We start from the raw sequence: 20,698 nt of genomic DNA, 5'->3' as shown, positions 1-20,698 counted from the left end.
AAATTGATTGCCAAGGGCTGAAAGAAACTAGAGCGGAATAATTCTGCGGCCCTGGCCGTTCTCGAGATATAGATGGATTTCGGGTGTTCTCGCCGATCTGGGCGATAAGTCCGCTCGTGTAATTCGTGGCGCAGAACGGTTGGCAGGATCGGACAACCGCTTGCGCCTTTCTCTTCCGGTGGATCCAGTCGCTCACACAGGAGGTTGAACCTGTGTCAGTTCGAGGCTTTATCCGCGTGCGAAAACATGGGTCAAAATGGAACGCGAGACACGTTACGTTCTGGATACCATCTTCCAGGACGCAGTGGGCTTAGGGCCCAGTTTGGGTTGTCTGATATGAAATGTGCGGATAATCCAAATGCTCCGCAGTTTTGCTCGAATCGTATCGGCGGCGCCCACGTGATGGATATAAATACGTCTCCTCTTGAAGTATGTGGGCTCCCGTCGCCCCATGTGGCGTCGTTGCGGCGGCAGAATTGTTGGAGGAATCTGGAAAAGATATGTTCTTGATAAAAAATCTCCTTTCGCTCTCCGAACGGACAAGTCGGTCCGGTTGGTTTCCGAGGTTGACCGGGTGGTGATAAGCTCGTTCTCGACAGCGAGAGTAAGCGTCGATGGGGGGCGAAGTTGTTGCAGTGAGGGGGCTGACCATGCGGACAATTAAAGGTCCTGCCATTTTTCTTGCCCAGTTCATCGGGGAATCTGCACCGTTCAATAGCCTCGAAGGCCTGGCTGAATGGGCGGCGAAACAGGGATACAAAGGTATTCAGATTCCGACCAATACGCCGTCGATTTTCGATTTGCAGGCGGCGGCGGATAGCGACGAATATTGCAATCAGGTTCGCGGCGTCCTGGATGCAGTCGGGGTCGAGATTACGGAGCTCTCCACGCATATCCAGGGACAGTTGCTTGCAGTTCATCCCGCTTATGACGAACTGTTTGCGCCGTTCGCCCCTGAGGCGGTGCGGGGGGATCGGATCGCGACGCAACAATGGGCGGCAGGCCAGTTGAAACTCGCCGCTCAGGCGTCCCGCCGTCTGGGGCTCACGGCGCACGCAACGTTTTCCGGCGCATTGGCATGGCCGTATCTGTATCCTTGGCCGCAACGCCCGGTCGGTCTGATCGAGACGGCGTTCAGTGAGCTTGGCAAGCGGTGGAGGCCCGTTCTGGACCAGTTTGACGAGGCGGGTGTCGATCTGTGCTTCGAATTACATCCCGGAGAGGATCTGCATGATGGCGCATCTTTCGAAAGGTTCCTGAAAGAAGTGAATGGCCATCGCCGTTGTAACATCCTGTTCGACCCCAGCCATTTTGTCCTTCAGCAGCTCGACTATCTGGCGTTTATCGATAAGTGGCGCGACAGAATAAAGATGTTCCACGTGAAAGACGCTGAATTTCGTCCAACTGCCGATCAGGGCGTCTATGGCGGTTACGAAGGGTGGGTCAATCGTGCGGGACGTTTCCGGTCGATCGGTGATGGACAAGTGGATTTCAAAGCGATCTTTTCGAAACTGACGCAGTATGGTTTCGATGGATGGGCCGTGCTGGAGTGGGAATGCTGCATCAAAAGCCCTGAGGCAGGGGCACGAGAAGGAGCAGGGTTAATAGCCGGTCATATTATCGACGCGACGCAGAAATCGTTTGACGATTTCGCAGGCGTTCAGTTGTCGACGCAGGATGCGGCGCGAATTCTCGGCGTGGGGTGACAGGTCATGGAATTACAGGGTTATCAGCGACCATTACGTCTGGGCATGGTTGGTGGCGGTCAGGGAGCCTTTATTGGCGCGGTGCATCGTGCCGCCGCCCGCCTTTCCGGAGATTTTGACCTCGTTGCCGGGTGTTTTTCATCCAATCCGGACCGAGCACGACAAAGCGCTGCGTTGATAGGGATCGCTCCTGAATGGTGTTACGTCGACTACAGGGATATGGCGCGGGACGCGGTGAAGATCGGGCTCGACGCCGTATCAGTTGTTACGCCAAATTTTCTGCACGTTCCTGTTGCGCAGGCGTTCGCTGAACAGGGTGTCCACGTCATTTGTGACAAGCCGCTGGCGGCCACGTGGGACGGGATCGATGCACTGCAAGCGACGCTTAGGCGGCGGAATGTGGTTTTTGTCCTGACCCATACCTATTCAGCGTATCCGATGATCCGTAAGGCGCGGCGAATGATCGTCGAGGGAGCGCTGGGACGCATACGTTCGGTTACTGTCGAATATTTGCAGGATTGGCTGGCGACGTCGATCGAGGACGCAGGTAACAAGCAGGCGGAATGGCGGACTGACCCCTCCAAAGGCGGCCGTGGCGGCGCCGTCGGCGATATTGGCACCCACGCGTTTCACCTGGCGGAATATGTGTCGGGTCAACACTGTGAATCTCTGTTGGCCATGACGGCGTCGCCGGTGGGAAATCGCGCAGTCAATGATGATGCGCGTATGTTGCTGAAGTTTGCCAATGGGGCCACCGGTTCTTTGTGGTGCAGCCAGGTCACGTTGGGGGCCCGTAATGCATTGACCCTGCGCGTCTGCGGCGAGAAGGGGGCGTTGTCCTGGGCGCAGGAAACACCGAACCAGCTCGTGGTGGCCGACACCGGTGGGTGTGAGCGGTTGATGAGAAGGGGCGAGCAGCCCGGAGAGGGCAGTTTGCCGACTGGGCATCCTGAGGGATTTTACGAGGCGTTCGCGCAATTATATCGCGACGCCGCCAGTTTGATACGTTCAGAGGATTTGACACCGTCTTCGGAAACGGAAGCCGGAGAGATTTCGGGGCTTGATGCGGGCGTTAGGGGTATGCGGTTCATTGATGCGACTCTGACGTCGGCTGAAAAGGGTAATATCTGGGTCGAGATGTAACCCGACGAACGGGTGCGAGATGAAGCTCGGACGGGGACGTTTTTCTCGGGCGTCGGGGGAAGGCGCGCCGGATTGCGTTCCCGGTCATGCAAGGCTCTGAGGCACGTCGAATGCGTTCAGAGCGATAGAAAATCTATCTATAATAATTTTTTAGAATTAAAGTTTCTCCGTTAAAATATTCGATGATGTATATTTATTACTTTTGGGTATTCGATGAATATTCTCGCGGAATTATTAAATATTGTAGAGTCGGCCTGATGTTTTTTTGTAATATTCTCGTGGCAACCGTCTTGCTCAGGTTACGAATTTTGACTCAGGAGCGGACGATTGCGGAAATCATGCGCCTGATAGTCCCGTGACGCCCACTGTGCGGCACGAAGTAGTGGTTATTTGCAACCGTGCCCAACGCCAGAGATGGACTCCCCTATAATGACATCGTGAGGTAGTCAAAATGACACTTGCCGTCCACGTTGATCTGTCTTTATATACTCCTACCCAGTACTGAAAGGCGCTCTATGCCACACAGCCTCGCGGAAAAAAAACGCGCCCTTGCAAGAGTAAGGCGAATCCGAGGCCAGCTTGACGCCCTGGAAAGCGCGTTGGAGCAGGGAAGGGAATGCGGACCTGTTCTGCAGCAGTTGGCGGCCGTCAGAGGGGCGGTCAATGGTCTGATGTCCAGTGTTTTGGAAAGTCATCTGCGTGAAGAGTTTTCTCGTGCGGACGCAAATCATGGTGTGGCCGAGCGATCAATTGATGACGTGATTGCGCTGGTCAGATCGTATTTACGATAAGCGTTGGAAACGCTTCTGTCTGGATGCGCTTAGTCGTCGGGTTATCGAAAGGAATGTCGAAGTGAAATCACGAGCAGCCGTTGCGTTCGAGGCAGGAAAGCCCCTTGAGATCGTCGAAATTGACGTGGATCCGCCGCGTGCGGGCGAGGTGCTGGTGAAGATCACTCATACTGGCGTCTGTCACACGGATGCGTTCACCCTGTCTGGTGACGATCCTGAGGGACTTTTTCCTGCAGTTCTGGGCCACGAGGGCGCTGGCGTCGTAGTGGAAGTGGGTGAGGGGGTTTCCAGCGTGGCGCCGGGCGATCACGTCATCCCACTGTATACGGCGGAATGCGGCGAGTGCCTGTTTTGTAAATCAGGCAAGACGAATCTGTGCGTTTCGGTCAGAGCGACACAGGGAAAGGGAGTTATGCCCGACGGGACAAGCCGTTTCTCCTACAAGGGGCAGCCGGTCTATCATTACATGGGATGCTCGACCTTCAGCGAGTACACGGTCGTCGCGGAGGTTTCCCTCGCAAAAATCAACCCGCAGGCCAATCCGGGACATGTTTGTCTTCTAGGCTGCGGCGTGACGACCGGGATTGGTGCGGTGCACAACACGGCGAAGGTTCAACCGGGCGACACAGTGGCCGTATTCGGGCTAGGTGGGATCGGTCTAGCCGTTATTCAGGGCGCTCGGCAGGCGAAAGCGGGCCGCATTTTTGCGATTGACACCAATCCTGAGAAATTCGAACTGGCGGCCGCTTTCGGCGCCACTGATTTTCTGAACCCCAAGGATTATGAAAAACCTATCCAGCAGGTTCTCGTAGAGATGACGACCTGGGGCGTCGATCACACGTTTGAATGCATCGGGAACGTCAACGTCATGCGCGCGGCGCTTGAAAGCGCGCACCGTGGGTGGGGGCAGTCCATCGTTATCGGCGTGGCTGGGGCCGGGCAGGAAATAGCGACGCGTCCGTTCCAGCTCGTTACAGGACGAGTGTGGAAAGGATCTGCGTTCGGAGGCGTCAAGGGCCGTAGTCAACTACCGGGAATGGTCGAGGATGCGATGCGGGGTGATATCCAGTTGGAGCCTTTCGTCACCCACACGATGCCTCTGAACGACATCAACGACGCCTTCCGTCTTATGCATGAAGGGAAGTCCATCAGATCTGTCGTTCATTACGAATAACGCATCAGGGGCATAGATTCTGAATTCGCTGAGAGCTTTGGCTCTCAGCGATAAACTCGCCAAGTATAACTGTTTTATGAAAGTTCAGTATTTAAAAATAAAAATCATAATCTGGTAATGTATGTTCTCTATGCTCTACTCAATCCGCGTTGAGGCATGCGGACGCCGCCACAACATAGCTTGAAATACGCCGTCCCTGAGCAGAAGACCATGAACAAGCGCCCCAGTGATATGTGCGAGGATTACGCCGAACAGTCCTAGCGCCAACCACGTATGAAGCCCCCTCAAGGAGGCGTACAGAGCAGGGTCGGGCGACACGATCGGAGGCAAGGTGACGCCGCCTGTCATCGAAACTGGATAATCTCCCGCGGACAGCATGGCCCATCCGACCAGCGGCAGGGCGATCATCAGCAGATAAAGCGCGACTTGCGAGCTTCCTGCAAGGATGCGTATCCCTTGGGGCAGCGTCGTCGGCAGTGACGGTGCGCTGGATGCGACGCGGTTGACCAGACGTAAAAAAGCTAGAGCCAGAATTGCTATTCCCAGAGGGCGGTGGAGTCCGACAAGGCGATGATACGCCGGGCCCGTGCTGGCGACCATGGCGACGCCGATGAACAACATAGCGAGAATCATCAGCGCCATGGCCCAGTGTAGTCCCCGTGCGAGCGGAGAAAAATATTTTCTTTCAGACATGACTATTTTCCGCTCTGGGTGGAATTTAGATTGATCGCGCTGGGCGCCTTCGTCTCGCCTGACCGTGCTGTGAAGGAACGGGCGTAGACGGCCGAACGTGCGGCGGGAATCGGATCGTCAGAAGGAGTTATACCCTCAGGCAGGATCAGGGGATCGAACGTGATGCCTGTACATGGCCCGCCATCCTCTCCTTCCGCCTTGTCGAGAACAAGCGTCCCTGCGTCGATGCGTGTTCGCCCGACAGGCCATGCGACAGTGGGATCAGCCGTAGGGTCTCCGGGTTGTCCAAGCACGATCATCAACTTCCACCGCAACGAATGCTCGGCCAATGTCGCCGTAAGGTCGTCAAACAGGTAATCGCGGCCGGCTTTGACGTTGTTCTGCGTCGAAACGGGCTGCTCCGGCTCTATGGCCCAGCGCACGGGCGTTGTTCGCCTGTCTGCATTCACGAACAGGAAGGTATCAAGGCTGTTATAGGCGTCGTCGGCAAAGCCCGACGATAGGGAGCGCTGTTTTATCTGGCTGAGCGCGCGAGCCGTTTCGGGGTGCGCGGCCAGAAACGCGCCGATACGAGCGGGGTCCGGTTTCCGCGTTGTCGCCTCCGGACGGGAGGCTATCAGGAACGAGTTGAAATCGCGCGCATTGCGAAAGAGGAATACCGGAATATCGTTCACGCCCATACGCCACTCGCTGCCGTTGGCGGGCATGATCCGAAGGGCGAGACTGCGCACTTTGTCTGGCGCGTCGTCTTGATAGGGCTGTCCGCCCGCCAGCGCGAAGCGTCCGATGACTGGAGAGCGCTCCACCCTGAACAACGCGGCGCTGGAGTAAGGAGAGGCCTGGCCGCTTCCCTCAAACCATCCGCTCACGCAAACGCCTTTTGCATGATTGCGACGAAAACCGGGGTGTGGACCGTCAACACTGTCAAACGTGCGCACAACCGTGGCCGGCGTCAGGCGATCGGGGGTGAACCAGCCGGCGGCGGCGATAAAGGCGAACGCAAGAGCAGCAGGAACGCCGATGACAACACCGACGCGCCCAAGATTTCCTTTTTCTGTTGCTTTCTGCCGTATCAGTGACATGGACGATCTGCTCCTGCAGGCGATTCTGGATAAAAAACAAGGCAAGATTTCGAGGAGAATTTTTTTAAGAAAATTATTTTTCCGAACTGTCTGATTTCTCGTCGTGCGTATTCAATATGCTCGGAGCAGGAGACGCCGAATCTTTCTTCATCATCATTCCTGCATGCATTTTCGCCATGCTGTTATTCGGCGACATATGCTCGTGCGAAGCGTCGCCCGCCATACTCATGTGTCCAACTCCGGCAGGCATTATTTTGGATCGCGCCATGTTGCCAGTCGTCGTGCCGTCAGGAGTCACGGTTCCGGGAGACATGGGGGCGGCAGCAGCTGGGGTTTGTGCGTGAGCGACGCCGCCCAACGCGAAAATCGAAGAAGCGGCCATCGCCAGAGCGAGTGAACGGAAAGACATGTTTTTCTCCGTGGCAGGTTTTGCGTGAGAGAAAGCGTTCGCCCTCTCCCGTATTATACTCTTCGAATGGCGGAGGCATCGGGTTACAGGAATATTTTTATGATCCCCCAAACCAGTCGTAACCTTGATTCTCCCAGTATCCACCAGGGAAAATATTTGTGACTTCTACCGACGCGAGATATTTCGGATTTTTGTAGCCCAACTTGGTTGGAATCCTGATCTTCATAGGCGCGCCATAGGTAGGAGGAAGAGACGCGTCGTCGAAATCCAGAACCATGATCGTCTGAGGATGCAGGGCGGTCTCCATATCGATGCTGGTCGAATAATCGTCGAAGCATCCGAATTTGACGTATTTGGCCCGTGTGTCCGCTCCGATATGTTGAAGAAATGTTGAGAGCCGCACGCCTGACCATGAACCGATAGCGCTCCACCCCTCGACGCAAATGTGGCGTGTGATTTGTCGCTGCTGTTCAAGGGCCCGGAACTGCGCCAAAGACCAGGGGCGCCTGTCAGAAACCAGACCGGAAACCTCCAATCGCCAGCGTGTTTCATCGACGACACGAATGTCGTCCTGATCATAATAGGCGTTGAATGGAAACGGACGCGTCATTTGCGAGGCCGAGAATTCGCGGGCCACCCGGTTGCGGCTGAATATCATGGCCTGAACACGATCGGTAAACCCCATGATCGTGGCGAGCGCCTTTTCGACGGATGGTTCGTCGTCGATCGCGCAGCCTGACAGCATCGCCAGTCCACCCAGCGACAACGCGCTTTTCAGCATGAATCGTCTCTCTACGCGCCGTAGCTCCGAGGCGACGAGGCCGCGATCAATCGTCGGACGTTTCATGAAGGTTTGTCCTCGTCGATCACAAGAACGCGTCGCCCAAACACCATGCCAAACAGTGTCGAAGGCACGATCAAAGCGAGGCAGACATGCACGATCAGGAAGCCGACGATCAGGCACATCAATGCGAAATGCAGACGTCTGGCGATGTCGTAGCCGCCAAAAGCCCACGCCAGAAAAGCAAGTTGCACGGGTTTCCAGATAGACAGCCCCGTTGCGACCGCCAGTATAACGACGCCCAAAACGCCGCTGTACAGCAGGCGCTGTATGGCGTTGTATGTCCCGGGCGCATGTGTCAGGCGTAAGCGGGCGGCCAGCCCGAGATCGCGCAGCAGCAAATACGCGGCGCGAGGCCGCAGGTCACGGCGCAGACGCCCCGACGCCACGCCGTGGAGCAGGTAGATAGCTCCGCTACCCATCAGCGACCACATCGCGGCGAAATGCCACGCAATCCCGCCGCCGAGCCATCCGCCCAATGTCGCCCATGCAGGAAAGATGAAGGGCAGGAGTGGCGAGGCATTGTAGATCTGCCAGCCGCTGCCGATCATGACGATCATGGACAGGGCGCCGACCCAATGCGTGACGCGGGTGACGAGCGACGGCGAATGAGGGCGATGCGTCATGCCGGGAAAACTTTCGCAGATGCCATGATCGCACGTTCGTCAGGCGCGACCGAAAGGTTACGCCGTTTGAAAAAAATAAGTGGGTGCTGAGGGTGTAACCGTTCAACGCGGTCTGTCGAAGAACGCAGCGTCATTTACCGAATGGACGGAGACCCGCCATGTTCGCTCGACGCCAGTTCCTCCTTGCCGCTGCGATGTTGTCGGTCGCAGGCGAGGCCAGCCGCGCTCAAACACATTTTCCGGTTACGCGAACCGACGCCGAATGGCGTCGGGCTCTCACATCCGTCCAATACAACGTGTTGCGCGAAGCGGGCACCGAAGCCCCGTGGTCCAGCCCGCTTCTGGACGAGCACAGGTCGGGACGTTTTTCTTGCATCGGTTGCGCTACGGCGGTCTTCGACGCCGCAGCAAAGTTCGATAGCGGTACCGGTTGGCCCAGCTTTACTCGCGCATTGCCGCGAGCGGTGCATGAACACGCCGATGACTCTCTGGGGATGGAACGCATGGAGGTGCTGTGCGCCACGTGCGGCGGTCATCTTGGTCATGTTTTCGATGACGGGCCGGCCCCGACGGGTCTGCGTTACTGCATGAACGGCGTGGCTCTCTCCTTCACCCCGGCCTGAGGGATCGTCTCCATGAAACCCTCCACATTCTGGGTCTTTCCCATTCTGGTCACGACACTGTTCGGCGCAGCGTGTCAGGCTGCGGCTGAGCGCTCGGCGATCTTGCTTCCGGCGCCTGTTCTCAAGGAAACGTCCGTAACGGATGGGCGGCATGAAACGGCGGTGTTCGCCGGGGGGTGCTTCTGGGGCGTGCAGAGCGTGTTCCAGCACGTGCGTGGCGTTACTGCGACGCGTGTGGGGTATGACGGTGGGTCGCGCAGCACAGCCGAGTACGACGTCGTCAGTGGCGGCGGCACAGGCCATGCGGAATCTGTCGAAGTCGAATATGACCCTGCGCAGGTGAGCTACAGCGCCCTCCTGCGCATCTTTTTTTCAGTGGCGCTGGATCCGACGCAGGCGGACGGTCAGTTCCCCGATGAGGGCAGCCAGTACCGCTCGGTTCTTTTCGCCCGAACGCAGGAACAGGCAACGATCGCACGCGCCTACGTAGCCCAGCTTGATGCCGCGCACGTCTTCTCCGGCACGATCACCACAGTCGTAACGCCTGACAAGGGTTTTTACCCGGCAGAGGCGGAGCATCAGAATTTCGCCGCGCGCTATCCGTATAACCCGTATATCGCCGCCTACGACGCCCCGCGCGTGGCTGCTCTCAAGTCTCTGTTCGGTTCCGTATACCGGGACGATCCGGTCCTGACCTTGGCCGGAGCCGGATAGCGTGGCAGGAAGGGCTGCGCGTCAGATTCAGGAGGCTGTGTGACCGAAGCTGACTGGAGCCGGTGGATGGCTGCCGCCCAGAATGGCGACGCCGACGCCTATCGCCATGTGCTGGGCGAGGCCTCGGCATGGCTGCGCCGTTATTTTCAGCGGCGCCTGCCGCCGTCTATGGTCGATGACGCAGTGCAGGATACGCTGCTGGCGGTGCATGAAAAGCGGCACACGTTCGACCCTGCGCAAGGTTTTGCTCCGTGGATCGCGGCGATTGCGCGCTACAAATGGATCGATCGTCTGCGTGCGATGCGACGGGTGGACATGACATCCCTCGATGACGAACTGCCGGTTATGGACCACGAAAACGCTGTCACGGCGGCGCATGCTCTGGAGCGTCTGCTCACGTTACTCAAACCCGCGCAGGCCGAAGTCATTCGTCTGGTGAAGCTCCAGGGCTTCAGTATTGAGGAAGCCGCAAGGCGGACTGGACAATCCGCTGCGCTGGTGAAGGTCAACATTCACCGAGGCCTGGGACGGCTGAGCGATGTAGTGATGCGAGGCGCCGATGTCGACTGACCCCCTGATCGGCCGTCTGACGGCGGAATTGCAGCCCGTCAGACGGCAAAGTCCACGCCGCGCGGCGCTGATTCTTGCAGTGCTCTGCGTTACCGAAATCATCGTCCTGCTGTCGCTGGGCTGGATGCGCCCGGATATGCCGCGTGCAATGGGTATGCCAAGTTTCTGGTGGAAGACAGCGAGTCTGACCGTGATCATGATGATCGGGGCGACGACGACGTTGCGCTCGCTCAACCCGATACGCTCGCCACGGCCGGGTTTGCGTGCGCTTGGCTATGTCGTTCTCGCGGCCTTGGCCGCAGGGTGGATGATCGATGCGGCTCAGGTCGGCCCGATTGTCCTGTGGCGGCGTCTGGACCCGGTACATGGGTTGCGTTGTGCGCGGAAGATCATCGAGCTGTCCCTGCCGGTGGCGCTGGCGCTCGGCGTTCTCGTCCGGCGAGGCGCGTCGGTCGACCCGCGTGGCACGGCATGGGCGGCGGGTTCAGCTGCGGCGGCCTGGGGAGCGCTGGCGTTCGTCATGGCATGTCCATTCGACGATCCGCTCTATGTGGCGGTCTGGTATTCTCTCGGGTGCGGCGTCGTCTCGCTTGTCACCCGGCTGGCGCTGCCGTTGCTCACGCGCTGGTAGCGGCGAGCGCGGATTGCCGGTGGCGCTATCCTGATCGCTCCAGGCAAGATGTATTTTCATTGGAATAGAAACGCCCATATCGTTGACGCATCTGCGGGCTTCTTGATGCTAGGTAGGGGGCGTCTTCGGCAGGGCGAAATTTCGAGCTAATTTGTGTAGTCTGGCGGATTGTGAGGTTGTTGAGCCTGTGACTGCCGTTCCGGACGAACTGGCCCCGTTTCGGAGGTCGTTCGCCCGGTGCAGAAAAGCCAGAATTTTGTAATGTTGGCTTTTGAAGGAGACTTCCTGCACACTGGTCTTCGAGCGAACTTTTCGTTGGCGGCCCCGCAGGCGCCGCCGCGCGATGCGATGCCTCCTGGTCGTCGTATCAGCGTTTTTTTATCTGCGTATGCGAGATATCCAGTCCTTAGGCGTCTACGGACGGCAGGACGGTCTCGACGATGCTTTTATCGAGCGCCTCGTAATCATGATAACGAAGCGTCTTGTATAGTTCTTCGCGGGTCTGCATGCGGCTGAGCATCGCTTCCGTGCCTCCATCCCGCATGATTGTTTCATAAAGATCGGCTTGCGCCTTGTTCGCCACGCGCAGCGAACTGACCGGCCAGATCACCATGCTGTAGCCCATGTCTTCGAATTCGCTTGCCGTGTAGAACGGCGTTCGTCCGAACTCCGTCATGTTGGCCAGAAGTTTCACGCCCGGCATGCGTCTGGCGAATTCCCGGAACATCTCCGCGTTTGTCAGGGCCTCCGGGAAAATCGCGTCCGCGCCAGCTTCGATGTAGAGTTTGGCTCGCGCGACGGCGCCATCCATCCCTTCGCTCGCCGCAGCGTCGGTACGCGCGACTACGACGATATCTCGTGCGGCCTTGCGTGCAGCACTGACTTTCATCGCCATATCGTGCGGGGTGGCGAGCTTCTTATCGTTTAAATGCCCGCACTTTTTCGGCAGCAACTGGTCTTCCAGATGCACGGCTCCGGCTCCGACGTCTTCAAATGCGCGAACCATGTTCATGACGTTCAGCGTCTCGCCATAGCCGGTGTCGCCATCGACCAGAAGCGGCAGATTGGAGGCGTGCACGATCTGCTTGATAAAGAACGTGACCTGATCGACCGTGATGATTCCCAGATCTGGCAGGCCCATGCTGGCGGTCATCGCCGCGCCCGAAAGATACAGCGCGTCGAATCCGGCGTCTCTCGCCTGAAGAGCGGCCTGTCCGTTATGAGCGCCCGGTAGCCGGAGGATACCCGGAGCGTTCAGGAGTTCGCGAAATTTCCTCCCCGCCGAGATGGTCGCGCGTTCGCTTCCGATCAGATATGTCATGCTGCTTGCTCCTGATTGCCGCGCCTGTGGATATGAACGAACGGCCGATCGTCTGGTCCGACATACTCCGCGGACGGGCGAATGATCTTGCCGTCCTGACGCTGCTCGATCACATGCGCGCTCCACCCGGCGGAACGGGCGATTACGAAAATAGGGGTGAACATCGCCGTCGGAATACGCATCATGTTGTAGGAAACAGCGCTGAACCAATCGAGGTTCGGAAACATCTTCTTGGTTTCGGCCATGACGGACTCAAGCCGTTCGGCGACGTTGTAAAGACGCATCGAGCCATGCGTGCGCGACAGGGCGTATGCCGTGCGCTTTATGATCTCGTTGCGCGGATCTGCAATTGTATAGACCGGGTGTCCAAAACCGATGACAACCTCGCGATTTTCGACGCGCTTGCGGATGTCCGCCTCAGCCTCGTCCGGCGTCTGGTAACGTTGTTGTATCTCCAGTGCGACCTCATTCGCTCCTCCATGCTTGGGACCTCGCAGGGCGCCGACGCCGCCGCACAGCGCGGAATAGATGTCGGAACCCGTTCCGGCGATCACCCGACATGTAAAGGTCGAGGCGTTGAACTCATGTTCGGCATAAAGAATCAGGGAGACGTGCATCGCCTTCACCCATTCCTCTGGCGGCTTTTCGCCATGAAGCAGGTGGAGAAAATGACCGCCCACACTGTCGTCATCGGTCTCCACTTCGATCCGCCGCCCGTTGGTCGCGAAGTGATGCCAGTAGAGGAGAATCGAACCGAGCGACGCGATGCAGCGATCGGCGATCTCTCGGGCGCCGACAGGGTTCTGATCTCGACGCTCGGGCAGAACGCACCCGAACGCGGAAAGGCCGGACCGCATCACATCCATGGGATGCGCGGCCGCCGGAATCTGTTCCAGCGTGCGCTTCACATTATCCGGCAATCCTCGCAGAGAGCGGAGTTGCGCCTTATAGGCGGAGAGCTCCGCCGGGTCAGGCAGATGGCCGTGTATGAGAAGATGCGCGACCTCCTCATACTCGCAGTTCTCCGCAAGGTCCTTTATATCATACCCGCGGTAGTGCAGGTCGTTCCCGCTGTGTCCGACGGTGCACAACGCCGTGGTCCCGGCGGTGACGCCTGACAGGGCCACGGACTTTTTTGGACGCTTTGCTTCAGAGGTTTGCGTCATGACGGCTTGTCCTCCTTTTTCTTTTTCGATCCCTTGCGAGCGCCCGTTTTCGGTCGTGGCCCGCGACGTAATTACTGCCCAAATCCGAAGATGCCGGTTTTGGGGTTTTTCTTGAGCTCCCTGTCAGGCAAAGAAATTTCAAGCTCGTAAAGCTCTGTCGCACTCAATTCCGGCAGACGCTGGGCCACGTCGAGAAAGCGCTCGATTTCCTTCGGATCAAGAATCCCGTCCGTCAGGGTGCGGAATTTCTTTATATAATCAGGACGCGTCCACGGCGTGTCGCCCAGAGGGTGTGCATTGGCGACGGCGAGTTCGTCAGACAGGACGGAGCCATCGTTAAAGGTGATGGTGATACGACCGCCAAAAGCCTTCACGTTCGGATCCGTCGAGTGGTAGCGCTCGGTCCACTCGGGACGTTCGACCGTATGGATCTTCCTCCACAGACGCACAGTGTCTTCGCGGGCCGCCCGTTCAGGGGCGTAGGATTTTACATGGTGCCAGACGCCGTCCTGCAGTGCGACGGCGACGATATACATGATCGAGTGATCGAGCGTTTCGCGCGAAGCGGTAGGGTCGAATTTTTGTGGGTCATTGGAGCCGGTGCCGATGACGTAATGCGTGTGATGGCTCGTCTCGATCAGGACGTCCTTTACGTCGTCCCAGTTCCCGACCTGCTCGCCAAGCCTGAACGCCAGATCGATGAGGGCCTGGCTTTGATATTCGGCTGAATGCTCCTTCGTGTAGCTATCGAGTATCGCACGTTTTGCTTCGCCTTTCTCTGGCAGGCGAACGACGTAATGCGCGTCCGCGCCGTCCAGCATCCAGGCGATGACCCCGTCTTCTCCTTCGTAGATAGGGCTGGGTGATGTCTCGCCAAGCATGGCGCGGTCAACGGCCTCGACAGCCATTTTTCCAGCGTGCGACGGGGCATAGGCCTTCCATGAGGAGATCTCCCCTTTGCGACTCTGGCGGGTCGCCGTCGTCACGTGCAGGCCATGCTGCACCGCCTGATAGATCGTCTCGGTCGGAAGACCCAATAACGCGCCGATACCGGCGGCGACCGACGGACCGACATGCGCCACGTGGTCGATCTTGTGCTTGTGAAGGCAGATCCCGCGCACGAGATCGATCTGAATTTCATAGCCGGTGGCTATGCCGCGAATCAGATCCTTGCCCGAACGCTGACACTGTTGGGCGACCGCCAGAATGCCAGGAATATTGTCGCCCGGATGAGAATATTCGGCGGCAAGGAAGGTGTCATGAAAATCCAGTTCACGCACGGCGGTGCCGTTGGCCCACGCCGCCCATTCGGCGTGCACGCGCACATCCGGCCCGCAACCGAACACTGTCGCCCCACCCGGACGCTGGTGCGCCAAAGCTTCGGCGCGCGCGCTCATCACTGAATGACGGTTGACCGAAGCGATCGCCACCGACGCGTTGTCGATCACGCGGTTGATGATCATCTCGGTGACCGCAGGCTCCACGGCGACCGTATCGGCTGCGACTTCGGCGATACGCCAGGCGAGTTGTCGCTCGCGCGGAAGTCGATCTTTCTCGGGGTGCACCTTGATGTCGTAACTATGCATGTTGGCCTCGTCTGGGAAAACATGGCGGAGTATGGCGGGTCGGGCGAATTCGACTATGGCCAACCGAGCGAATTCGGGCGAGGAACGGCGTCTGTTTTGCAAATTTTGCGAAAGTGGCGAATTTTGTGCGGCCTGGCATTTGAGAGGCGTCATTTCATGTGATTGCGGTGTGATTTGAAAATATTATTTTACAGTCACATATTTTATTAATTTATCCGCGAAGATAGAATTTCCGAGAATTGATCCTGATCGTTTCTTGATCGGGACGCTTCACTATGAACTGCGTCGTGACCGTAGACGGGAGAGAGGCGTCCTCGGCTAAAGGGCTCGTCTCAATAGGCGGCATCTTGCATGGGTGACCGTACCGCCTCAGCCATGCATCACGGCGCTGTTGAACGTGATCCCTGGAAGATCCATGAAATCGAGGGAGCAGGCTTGCGGGTTGAGCGCCACATTTGACTTCGCAAAAGTCATGCAACATATACTGTTGCATGAAACGTGATAGCAAGCTCTCTGGGATCCTTCACGTCCTGCTCCACATGGCGGAGACGGAGAGTGCCGTGACATCAGAACTCATGGCGCGAGCAATGCACACCAACCCCGTCGTGATCAGAAGAATTCTATCCGGATTACGTGATGCGGGATTCGTGCGTTCGGAAAAGGGGCATGGTGGTGGATGGAAAATTGCTCGGCCACTGACGGAAATCACACTTCGCGACGTCTACGACTCTCTGGGCGCTCCGCAGTTGTTCAGCATTGGAAACAGAACGGAATCGCCGGAGTGTCTGGTGGAGCAGTCTGTAAACGCCGCGCTCGGGCGGGCATTGGAAGAGGCGAAGGCTCTGCTGCTTGACCGATTTGGGACTGTAACGCTGGCGCAGCTCGGGGAAGATTTTCACGCCCGCATGTTGGCGAGCGGAAAAACTATCGATCTGGAGCAGAGTCATGCAATTTGATGCGATTGTCATAGGCGGAAGTTTTGCTGGTCTCTCTGCGGCGATCCATATTGCACGCGCGCGCAGGCGGGTTTGCGTCATCGACTCCGGCGGACCACGCAACCGTTTCGCCTCTGCTTCACACGGTTTCTTTGGTCAGGATGGCGTCAGACCTTCCACTATGATCGACGCTGCGATGGCCCAGGTGCGGCGTTATCCAACGACACGCATGATTGGCGGGGAAGCGCAGGCCGCGCGAGCAATTCCAGAAGGGTTTGAAGTGACGGCACGCGACGGAGATACGCTGTCAGCGTCAAAGCTGTTGCTTGCTTTTGGTATTTCCGATTTGTTGCCGACTATAGATGGACTGGCGGAATGCTGGGGACGCAGTGTGCTTCACTGTCCATATTGCCACGGGTATGAGTTTGCGGAAAAGCGCCTGGGCGTTCTCTATTCATCGACGATGTCGGTCGATCAGGCGCTTCTTATCGCCGATTGGGGACCGACTACCCTCTACCTTGACGGAAAAAGTGATTTGGACGACTCCGCATTGGAGCAGTTGGCAAGGCGGAAGGTTTCGGTCAAAGCAGAGCAGATAGGCAAGCTCAATGCTGAGCAGGGGGAGTTGCATTCGCTGTCATTGCTTGGCGGTGAAGAAAGCCTCATTGACGCGCTGTATGTGATGCCTCGATGGCGGCTGAATAGCCCGATCGCGCAACAACTTGGTTGCGAGATGGATGACTGTCCACTGGGTCCTGTCATTCGGACGGATGAAAAGAAGCAGACCTCGGTGCATGGCGTCTACGCTGCGGGTGATATCGCTCGAGTTCCGCACAATGCGAGTTGGGCCGCCGCTGATGGTGTAACAGCTGGCATTTTCTTACATCAATCCCTTGTTTTTGCTCCACTCGCGTCGGGGAACTCGAAGTAGGCGTAGAATCGTTCGTTCTAATTGGAGATGGAGCGAAGTGATTGCTTGGTTGCAATGCTGTCTGATGCTTTTTTGGATAAAATGCGGTGCATTTTCAAAATCGATGAATCGCTGTCTGCGCCTGCGGCGAGGTCGAGGTTCGGGGACGATCCTCACACCGAATATCCGATTTTTCGTGCGCAGGCACGCAGTAAGATACGTTCACTGGTAAGCGTTTTCGTCGGTTAAGCTTTACAGGCTTCCGCAGGCGATGCGCCGTTAATCGGCGCCGGATATTCGCTCGAATTTGATAAAATCATAAAAAAGTCAAACCTTGGCTCCGTGCGATGTGTGGTTTCGTTTGCGCGGGCGGGGCTGAAGATCTCGCCAGATTGCATTATCTCGATTGTAAAAATCAGGCACAAGTTGCAGCTTTCCGGCGGCGTCCGCAAAAGCGGTCAGATAGACCACGAATACCGGCATTGGCTCCGGCAGGCTCTTCTTGGTTGTCGTTCCTGTCGCGATTTCCGCGTCGATTTTTTCGACGGGTTGTTCCATGAGCAGGGCCGCGAAGTCCCGAGGATTCTGCACGCGAATGCAGCCGTGACTCAGACGCCGGTTGTCTCGATTGAAAATATATCGGTCCGGCGTGTCGTGCAGATACACGTCAAATCGGTTCGGCATATTGAACATGAGCTGCCCGAGTCCAGCCTCCGGGCCGGGAAGCTGTTCGATTTCTCCATTGGAGAGCATGACCATCTTGTTGCGCTTCAGATAATTCGGGTCACGGCTGATCTTCGGCATGATCTCCCGTTTTGCGATATCCGCGGGGATGACCCAAGGGGGATTTACCCAGAAGGCGTCGATCGCCGTATGAAATTCGGGGCTTTGGTTGCGCTCGATATCCTCGCCTACAACGATTCTGGTTGTGAAGGCGGGTCTATCGTTGCGATATAAAATAAGTTGCTCTGCAGCGACGTTTACCCAGGCGCGGTTACGCGGCAACGACCGTGGCAGCCAGCGAAGGCGCTCAAGATTCACTGCGATTTTGTGTTGGCAGGTCGACGCTGCACGGGCTCCGCTTGCGCGACATTTTTGTAGAGCTTTGCGTAAGATCAGGTAGTCTCGCGTTGTCGGAGCAAGGGCGTTGATTGCAGCTGCGGGGTCGCTGCTGTCCATCACCCGGTCAAGCTCCGCGGCCACATCGACCGGCTCCGGGGCAAGCGCCTCGTAATCCTTCCGATGATCTACGTGCACGACGCCTCGGGCAAGCGCGTCCGCGTAGGACAGGAATGCGTCAGACAAGAGCAGATCGCGATCGGTCGGAGTTAACGTCGCGGCATGTTTCAGCGCAGATGCGTGAAACAATTCCGGATCCAGCCCCTGATCCCCAGCGTGAAGGATGGACTCAACCAGTTTGTTCGCTTGCGTTTCATGCGAGGGCCACACGGCTTCGAAGTCATGGCGCGCATAGAAGCTGCGCAGTAGCTCCGTATCCAGCTTTTCACCGGCGACGGTCACTCCGGCTGGAGCGTCAATTCGGTTTCCAAGTTCCGTATCGGCGTGCTGAGGCATGGTGCTGCAGGCGGCCAGCGTCCACGCCATAGCGAGCACGGTCAGGCTCGGACTACGTCGTGCGTATCGGAACGCCTTCAAAAATATTGGGAGCAGTGAGCGGGGAGGAGAGCCGGCAATACAGCGGTCAGATGGCCTGCCCGGCGATCTTGGCGGAGCATTCGCCTGTTTCTGGCGCTCTACACAAATCGTAGTTTGACTTTTTACCAAGAGTCGCTCCTAAATCCGCAGGTCACCCATAGATTCTCTCCAAGGAGTAACGGATGTTCGCTCGTTCTGAAACGTCGGCCCGGCATAAACTGACGCGCAAGGTGGCCGCCGCCGCTGTCGCCCTCCCGCTTGCCCTACTCGCGGCCTGCTCCGACGACACGCCGCCGCCGGCTCCTGCTCCCGTCGAGGCTGCTCCGCCGCCTGCGCCGGCTCCTGCTCCGGCTCCTGCCCCGGCTGTTCCCGCAGCGCGTGGCTGATAACGGCCTGGCTGTCGTTCAGTCTGAATAAAAGCCGATTGCGGTCGGTGCGTCGCAGGCGTTGGATTGAACTGAAAGCAAAGACCGTTTGAACAGGAAGAGGCCCCAATTTTGGGGCCTTTTTCGCGTTGCGATCACTTGTTTCGAATGTGCATTAAGTGGCTGTCGGTTGTGGCTCGTGAGTCATCGAGTTTGCCTGATGCATCCGAGCGACTATGGCGGCCGTAATCATCGCTTTGCGAGACAACGACTATTGTTTGCCCATTGAGGTCCCCCTCTCATGTTGGCTGTCGTCTCGTCTTGAGTTTTGGCTTGTCTGATTTTTTCGTATCATTGCCGCGGAATACAACGCTGTTTTGGTGACCAATCCGGCAGCCCCTATGGACGCGGTTGTATTATTAATGTTTCCTCGTCTCGAAATTCGAGGCGCGTTAAAGCTGCCCCAAACTCATGCAAAATAGCCCGTGACGTTACGAAGTCTGACGCTTTGCGAGTTGACGTCGTGTATAAATTCGTCGCCGCGTGTTAACCGTGTCGGCGGAATTATCGGTCGTGAAACAAATCGGCGGTCATACGCAAATACCGCGCGAACACCGGATTCATAACGTTCGTTGGTCACCCGGCTAAAAAACAGTCATCTACTTATATCTACACTTGGCCTTGAGGCCTCATCAGGCGGGATTTGGTCTGTTGCAAAAAACGTTGAGGTGCAAGTTTAGGTAGCTCGTAGCTCAAGTTGCAGTGGTGCGTTTCTAGCCGAACACCATGTTTGCGACCTCGCCAGCCAGCCAGGGTGAAAGCAAATAGCCGTGACGGTACATACCGTTGACCTGTATTTTGCGTCCGTTTCGTGTCACCGCAGGCATGTTGTCGACATAGGACGGGCGCAGTCCCGCCCCCATTTCCAAAATTTCCGCTTCGGCGAAAGCCGGATGCAACACCCACGCGGCGTTCAGCAACTCGCTCATCGAGCGGAGCGTCATGGGGCCGCCGTTTTCGCTCTCGATCATCGTGGCACCGACCATAAAAATGTTGTTCGCACGGGGAACGATGTAGATCGGGATACGCGGATGCAGCAGGCGGACTGGGCGGCTGAGCGTCACATCGGGGCAACGGAGCAGGATCATTTCGCCACGTACGCCGCGCAAGTCGGGGATTTCCCGGCGCGCTGCGAGGCCGGTGCAATCGACCTCCCAGTCAAATGCATCTGTAAAAGCGGCCGCTTCGTGATCCGTGAGTACACGCCCGCCAAGCATAATCAGCTGCTCGGCGAGAGCGGGCAGGGCCTGACGCGGGTCAAGATGGCCTTCATCCGGAAAGAAAAGCCCTCGTGCGAACCGGTCGGCCAGATCTGGCTCCAATGCGGCGATCTCCGGAGCGGTGACCTCACGGAAATGGCTCGTGCGTCGGGCGAATCGGGAAATTTCGCCGGTGTCGCGCGCCGGGGCGAGGACGAGGCTGCCGTTCGATGCGACATCCGGAACGTTTTCACTCCACCAGGAGAGCGAGCCCAGTGAACGATCCGTCACTTTAGGGGGGGCGGATTCGGCTTCGCACCATGGCGCGAGCATTCCGCCCGCGAGCCATGACGCGCCGGAGCCGATCTTCGCGCCGCTTTCCACCAGCGTCACCCAAGCGCCGCGTCGCGCCAGAGTGACGGCCGTTACTAGGCCTGCGACGCCTGCGCCGCGTATCAGAATCTGCGGGTGATATTCGGGGCTATTAACCATCAGGT

The 20,698-nt window shown here is 57.6% G+C and carries 21 protein-coding genes; 11 read left to right on the top strand and 10 right to left on the bottom strand.

Annotation, left to right across the window (positions count from 1 at the left end; genetic code table 11):
• The first annotated feature begins 650 nt into the window (after positions 1–650).
• From J2D73_RS14185 to J2D73_RS14170, 4 genes are all read left to right on the top strand, one after another.
• Positions 651–1,706, top strand: coding sequence for a sugar phosphate isomerase/epimerase family protein (locus tag J2D73_RS14185; RefSeq protein ID WP_207882310.1), 1,056 nt, complete (start codon positions 651–653; stop codon positions 1,704–1,706).
• A gap of 6 nt (positions 1,707–1,712) precedes the next feature.
• The gene (locus J2D73_RS14180; RefSeq protein ID WP_207882308.1) at positions 1,713–2,849 is read left to right on the top strand and encodes a Gfo/Idh/MocA family protein; all 1,137 of its coding nucleotides are present in this window, start codon (positions 1,713–1,715) and stop codon (positions 2,847–2,849) included.
• Between the two features lie 515 nt (positions 2,850–3,364).
• Entirely contained in the window at positions 3,365–3,640 is a 276-nt protein-coding gene (gene frmR / locus J2D73_RS14175; protein ID WP_207882306.1) for a formaldehyde-responsive transcriptional repressor FrmR, read from the top strand.
• A gap of 61 nt (positions 3,641–3,701) precedes the next feature.
• A complete protein-coding gene (locus J2D73_RS14170) occupies positions 3,702–4,814 on the top strand; it encodes an S-(hydroxymethyl)glutathione dehydrogenase/class III alcohol dehydrogenase (protein ID WP_207882304.1) in 1,113 nt (370 codons plus the stop codon).
• 135 nt (positions 4,815–4,949) lie between these two features.
• On the opposite strand, the gene J2D73_RS14165 is transcribed toward J2D73_RS14170, so the two are convergent.
• The 5 genes from J2D73_RS14165 to J2D73_RS14145 form a co-directional block, all read right to left on the bottom strand.
• Positions 4,950–5,507 carry a cytochrome b gene (locus J2D73_RS14165; RefSeq protein ID WP_207882302.1) on the bottom strand — a complete coding sequence of 186 codons (558 nt, stop codon included), beginning with the start codon at positions 5,505–5,507 and terminating at the stop codon, positions 4,950–4,952.
• A gap of 2 nt (positions 5,508–5,509) precedes the next feature.
• The gene (locus J2D73_RS14160) at positions 5,510–6,589 is read right to left on the bottom strand and encodes a catalase family peroxidase (RefSeq protein ID WP_207882300.1); all 1,080 of its coding nucleotides are present in this window, start codon (positions 6,587–6,589) and stop codon (positions 5,510–5,512) included.
• Positions 6,590–6,662: 73 nt separating this feature from the next.
• Positions 6,663–6,998 carry a hypothetical protein gene (locus J2D73_RS14155; RefSeq protein WP_207882299.1) on the bottom strand — a complete coding sequence of 112 codons (336 nt, stop codon included), beginning with the start codon at positions 6,996–6,998 and terminating at the stop codon, positions 6,663–6,665.
• Between the two features lie 97 nt (positions 6,999–7,095).
• Complete coding sequence (locus J2D73_RS14150; protein ID WP_207882297.1) at positions 7,096–7,845, bottom strand: molybdopterin-dependent oxidoreductase; 750 nt, start codon at positions 7,843–7,845, stop codon at positions 7,096–7,098.
• Positions 7,842–8,465, bottom strand: a complete 624-nt coding sequence (locus J2D73_RS14145) for a cytochrome b/b6 domain-containing protein (RefSeq protein WP_207882295.1) — start codon at positions 8,463–8,465, stop codon at positions 7,842–7,844. Before J2D73_RS14145 ends, J2D73_RS14150 begins: the two co-directional genes overlap by 4 nt.
• Positions 8,466–8,623: 158 nt before the next feature.
• Between J2D73_RS14145 and msrB the strand changes: the two genes are divergently transcribed.
• From msrB to J2D73_RS14125, 4 genes are read left to right on the top strand one after another with little or no spacing between them, the layout of a single operon-like run.
• Positions 8,624–9,088 (top strand): peptide-methionine (R)-S-oxide reductase MsrB, encoded by a 465-nt coding sequence (msrB, locus tag J2D73_RS14140; protein ID WP_207882293.1) that lies wholly within the window; start codon positions 8,624–8,626, stop codon positions 9,086–9,088.
• Positions 9,089–9,100: 12 nt separating this feature from the next.
• Positions 9,101–9,802: a peptide-methionine (S)-S-oxide reductase MsrA gene (gene msrA, locus J2D73_RS14135; RefSeq protein WP_207882291.1), complete on the top strand. Its 702-nt coding sequence runs from the start codon at positions 9,101–9,103 to the stop codon at positions 9,800–9,802.
• A 39-nt stretch (positions 9,803–9,841) separates the two neighbouring features.
• A complete protein-coding gene (locus tag J2D73_RS14130) occupies positions 9,842–10,372 on the top strand; it encodes a sigma-70 family RNA polymerase sigma factor (protein WP_341535097.1) in 531 nt (176 codons plus the stop codon).
• Entirely contained in the window at positions 10,362–11,003 is a 642-nt protein-coding gene (locus J2D73_RS14125) for an NrsF family protein (RefSeq protein ID WP_207882286.1), read from the top strand. The genes J2D73_RS14130 and J2D73_RS14125 overlap by 11 nt, the downstream gene beginning before the upstream one ends.
• Before the next feature lie 406 nt (positions 11,004–11,409).
• Here J2D73_RS14125 and prpB read toward each other — a convergent pair whose 3' ends face one another.
• From prpB to J2D73_RS14110, 3 genes are all read right to left on the bottom strand, one after another.
• Positions 11,410–12,324 carry a methylisocitrate lyase gene (gene prpB / locus J2D73_RS14120; RefSeq protein WP_207882284.1) on the bottom strand — a complete coding sequence of 305 codons (915 nt, stop codon included), beginning with the start codon at positions 12,322–12,324 and terminating at the stop codon, positions 11,410–11,412.
• Complete coding sequence (gene prpC, locus J2D73_RS14115) at positions 12,321–13,490, bottom strand: bifunctional 2-methylcitrate synthase/citrate synthase (RefSeq protein ID WP_207882281.1); 1,170 nt, start codon at positions 13,488–13,490, stop codon at positions 12,321–12,323. The genes prpB and prpC overlap by 4 nt, the downstream gene beginning before the upstream one ends.
• Before the next feature lie 71 nt (positions 13,491–13,561).
• On the bottom strand, positions 13,562–15,076 hold the full coding sequence (locus J2D73_RS14110) for an MmgE/PrpD family protein (RefSeq protein WP_207882279.1): 1,515 nt from the start codon (positions 15,074–15,076) through the stop codon (positions 13,562–13,564).
• Between the two features lie 491 nt (positions 15,077–15,567).
• On the opposite strand from J2D73_RS14110, the gene J2D73_RS14105 reads away from it, so the two are divergent.
• Together J2D73_RS14105 and J2D73_RS14100 are read left to right on the top strand one after the other, a co-directional pair.
• Positions 15,568–16,032 carry an Rrf2 family transcriptional regulator gene (locus J2D73_RS14105; protein WP_207882277.1) on the top strand — a complete coding sequence of 155 codons (465 nt, stop codon included), beginning with the start codon at positions 15,568–15,570 and terminating at the stop codon, positions 16,030–16,032.
• On the top strand, positions 16,022–16,942 hold the full coding sequence (locus J2D73_RS14100) for an NAD(P)/FAD-dependent oxidoreductase (protein WP_207882275.1): 921 nt from the start codon (positions 16,022–16,024) through the stop codon (positions 16,940–16,942). Before J2D73_RS14105 ends, J2D73_RS14100 begins: the two co-directional genes overlap by 11 nt.
• Before the next feature lie 306 nt (positions 16,943–17,248).
• On the opposite strand, the gene J2D73_RS14095 is transcribed toward J2D73_RS14100, so the two are convergent.
• Positions 17,249–18,526 carry a L,D-transpeptidase scaffold domain-containing protein gene (locus tag J2D73_RS14095; protein WP_207882273.1) on the bottom strand — a complete coding sequence of 426 codons (1,278 nt, stop codon included), beginning with the start codon at positions 18,524–18,526 and terminating at the stop codon, positions 17,249–17,251.
• Positions 18,527–18,759: 233 nt separating this feature from the next.
• Between J2D73_RS14095 and J2D73_RS14090 the strand changes: the two genes are divergently transcribed.
• Complete coding sequence (locus J2D73_RS14090) at positions 18,760–18,963, top strand: hypothetical protein (RefSeq protein WP_051292363.1); 204 nt, start codon at positions 18,760–18,762, stop codon at positions 18,961–18,963.
• A 752-nt stretch (positions 18,964–19,715) separates the two neighbouring features.
• On the opposite strand, the gene thiO is transcribed toward J2D73_RS14090, so the two are convergent.
• Positions 19,716–20,693, bottom strand: a complete 978-nt coding sequence (gene thiO / locus J2D73_RS14085) for a glycine oxidase ThiO (protein ID WP_207882270.1) — start codon at positions 20,691–20,693, stop codon at positions 19,716–19,718.
• Positions 20,694–20,698 lie beyond the last annotated feature (5 nt).

The sequence above is a fragment of the Acetobacter sacchari genome (assembly GCF_017377715.1).
Classification (GTDB): Bacteria; Pseudomonadota; Alphaproteobacteria; order Acetobacterales; family Acetobacteraceae; genus Acetobacter; species Acetobacter sacchari.
Note: the sequence above shows the minus strand (reverse complement) of the source record. Positions and strands in the feature narration are given on the sequence as shown.